At 40.6% G+C, this 3,101-nt stretch carries 4 protein-coding genes; 1 reads left to right on the forward strand and 3 read right to left on the reverse strand.

Going from position 1 to position 3,101, the window contains the following annotated elements; genetic code table 11:
* Positions 1 to 206 precede the first annotated feature (206 nt).
* Entirely contained in the window at positions 207 to 470 is a 264-nt protein-coding gene (locus P5683_RS23720; protein WP_193520636.1) for a hypothetical protein, read from the forward strand.
* A gap of 1 nt (position 471) precedes the next feature.
* On the opposite strand, the gene P5683_RS26580 is transcribed toward P5683_RS23720, so the two are convergent.
* The 3 genes from P5683_RS26580 to P5683_RS23730 form a co-directional block, all read right to left on the reverse strand.
* Positions 472 to 759 carry a GIY-YIG nuclease family protein gene (locus tag P5683_RS26580; RefSeq protein WP_396442583.1) on the reverse strand — a complete coding sequence of 96 codons (288 nt, stop codon included), beginning with the start codon at positions 757 to 759 and terminating at the stop codon, positions 472 to 474.
* A 262-nt stretch (positions 760 to 1,021) separates the two neighbouring features.
* The gene (locus P5683_RS23725) at positions 1,022 to 1,348 is read right to left on the reverse strand and encodes a hypothetical protein (protein ID WP_315641124.1); all 327 of its coding nucleotides are present in this window, start codon (positions 1,346 to 1,348) and stop codon (positions 1,022 to 1,024) included.
* A gap of 148 nt (positions 1,349 to 1,496) precedes the next feature.
* Positions 1,497 to 2,633 carry an acyltransferase gene (locus P5683_RS23730; RefSeq protein WP_193520634.1) on the reverse strand — a complete coding sequence of 379 codons (1,137 nt, stop codon included), beginning with the start codon at positions 2,631 to 2,633 and terminating at the stop codon, positions 1,497 to 1,499.
* Positions 2,634 to 3,101: the final 468 nt, after the last annotated feature.

Raw genomic sequence — 3,101 nt, forward strand, 5'->3', positions numbered from 1 at the left:
TCGCACCTGCCAACCTACTAGAGTCCGACTGTGTTGTGTAAAGCGATCGCACCAGGAGTAGGTTATGTGAACCCAGGAAACCCGACCAAAACTTAACCACTCCCAGCCTAGCCGACTGCGGGACCCTGCGTGGTGCATTACGATAAGTGGTGTGTACCGCCCGCTATCCTTTTCACCAGTCAACCAGTAAGGCCGAAGGCCGTAGAGTGTCAAATCTTTGGGAAATGCGATCGCCTTACCTCTCAACTCACCTACTGGAAAATGGAAACCTGGGAAACTTTTTGGCAACCTACCTTCTACAGTTAGCCGTCGGAGATGCGATCGCCCTACCTCTAAAACCAGCCAACTCACCCACTCAGCGGAGCCTTAAAACCAGCCAACCTGACGGGATGCGATCGCCTAAGTATTCCCAAGGCAACCGCAATCCCCCATCAGTTAACAACATTAGAACGGGAAAGATGATTTTTTAGATTAGCAATCATCTAATGGCAACTTTAACTGAATCCCTTGATTTTCCATGAGTTTCAATACAAATAGAATGCAGTCAAGTTCATTGGGTGGAATCAAAAACCATTCATTATTGAATTTATATTTTTTAAAAAAACGATGAAATTCTTTTTCAAAACTATTAGGCAAGTTACATACTGCCAATAATATTAATCGGCGAGGGTTCCCAGTCTGTAATTGTTTTAGTCTTTTTTGGGGGTGTTTGGAGAAACCAATTTTGCAGTATGGTCTATCTAAAATCATGTAAATCATTAGAGTGTTTTGCCTCGATTTATTTAACACTCCAATAATAAAATGAGTCTTATTTCTGTTATGAGCACAATCAGAGTGCTTAATTTTGTTTTACCTCCCCAAGACTCGCCGCCTCAACAACCTCTCCTGTCACCGGTGAACCGCCCAAAAAAGAGGCGACCACAAGCGCGATCGCCTCTCCCCATTCCCCAATCGTCAAACTGCAACTACTTTCACTTTAGACCGGCGGCGTGTAAAATATTCCCATAGGTCTCACCTATCCTTAGTAGACGGTCGCCCACTTCTCCGAATAGGCGATCGTCTTCTCAAAACAACTGCGCCGCCTGGTGACGACAAGACAAGGCACTAGGTATTCAACCCGAAAAGCGATCGCTTTCCACTTTTGGGGCAAAGAAGATTTAAAAACCAGCTCATTGCGCTTCCTGCCTTTCCCTGTATTCCTGCCTAAGTCTTTCGGTTCTCTCTCTCTCTCTCTTTCCATATTTCTTAACCACTTAGCTGCTTCTCTTTCAATATTTGTTGGCCGACTCTCAAATTGATATACACTCCACATCTCCCAAATCCCACTCAAGAGAACAAGTGTAAACATGATACCTAAAATTATCATGCCGATTTTCTTCGGTTCTGCCATTAGTTTATTAGAAACTCTACAAATACTATTATATTATGTAGAGATGTTCAATAAGCGGCGTGTAAAATATTCACATAGGTCTTACCTATCCCTAGAAGACGGTCGCTCACTTCGTGGCTGTTTTAGGGAAGAGCTTTCTCATTACCTGGGTTGCTTTAGGTTGGAGAACATTAATATCAAAACTCGTGATATACTGTGAGGCGATTATTAGTAGAAGTGTAGCAAGTGGAAACATAATAGTTCTGATTGTTTTTGACCCTAAATCTAGGCTCAAAAGTAACCCATAGATTAGTCCATAAATCGGTCTATGAAATAGGTATATAGCATAACTAATCGTCGCAAAATACTCAATTTTCTTAGATGCTTTTAGCATTAATGGAGTTACGAGTATCCCCAAATTCAGAAAAAATATTGTCCATACAAAAATGTACAAATAAAATTTTATGTCCTGCCAATCAATCAAAAAAGTGTGAGTCCCAATTAGATTCTGTCCATAAAAAATCCTAAAAAGTAAAGAAGCAGTTAGAGACAAAAACAGAGTCAATCTAATGTAGCGTCTTAAAAACAAAAAATTTGGATCAAATTTACCTACAATCACGCCTGTTAAGAAAATAGGATAATTCATGATAAGCCTGTTATCAATAATATGGATTGATTGATTCTTGAAAAATATTTTCAGCAAAATCGCCGATACAAAAAGTAATATGTTTAGAGCCAAAAACTTTTTAAAGTTCAATTTGCTCATTAGACTAAAAAGTAAATAGTAGATTACCAAACCACCAATATACCAGAGAGTTGGGCTCCTAGAAACGTAACTACTTCTTAGAACTAGATGTAGACCTAAAAAGTGAGCTATTACCGTAGTGGGTAATGGAGAAAAATCGAAATTATGAAAAATTGACAGAAAATGAAATATTACAATAAAAGCAAGAAGAGATAACCAGTAAAGAGGGAAAATCCGAACAAGTCTTTTCTGAAGAACTTCCCATCTGGTCTGATTAGACTGATTATTGTTTTGAGAGCGTTGACAAAGAAATCCTGACAGATAGAGAAACAGACCCACACCAATAGATCCCGGGAATTTCATCAGTTGGTTAATATGAGGAGACCAACCTAGATAAGCCGTTGCATGGCTGGAGATAACCAAAGCAATAGCTAGGACTCTTAACAAGTCGAGTTCTAAAAATTTTTTTCGCGATTGAAGGGATGACATCGGGTCATCACGATGTTCACTCTTAACCATTGTTGAAATCTCTAAGTGTTCTTTTATAAGATGCCCGCAATTTTGGGGAATGTCAAGAGAGCAATTCTGTTAATCGACAGACTCACCTTAACTAAAGCAACTCCGTTTAGCCTTTTATACCATGAGTTCTCCACGATTTTGGTTTACGCCCCTGACCATTCCCAGCACCGGCAGTAGAAGGAACAGAGCGGACAGAAGCCCCGGACAGAACAGAGGAAACTTTAGATTGATAATCATAAGCCATTGACAGCCGGGATTGATTCTGTACATTATCGCCAGCAGCCACTGACGGCCGGTATTGATTCTGTACATTATCGCCAGCAGCCACTGACGGCCGGTATTGATTTTGTACGTTATCGCCCACCGGTTGAGAACGACGAAACTTTAGGGGGTAAGACCAGGCCATCGAATCTGAGCTATAGCACAAGACAGAACACTTAGGACGTATAATGGAGAGGACGAGATGAT

The organism is Limnospira sp. PMC 1279.21, from assembly GCF_032349615.1.
Taxonomy (GTDB): domain Bacteria; phylum Cyanobacteriota; class Cyanobacteriia; order Cyanobacteriales; family Microcoleaceae; genus Limnospira; species Limnospira fusiformis.

Coding starts and splice junctions, on each gene's coding strand:
- P5683_RS26580 (WP_396442583.1), bottom strand. CDS start 759: ATGATTTACATGATTTTAGATAGACCATACTGCAAAATTGGTTTCTCC.
- P5683_RS23730 (WP_193520634.1), bottom strand. CDS start 2,633: ATGGTTAAGAGTGAACATCGTGATGACCCGATGTCATCCCTTCAATCG.
- P5683_RS23725 (WP_315641124.1), bottom strand. CDS start 1,348: ATGTTTACACTTGTTCTCTTGAGTGGGATTTGGGAGATGTGGAGTGTA.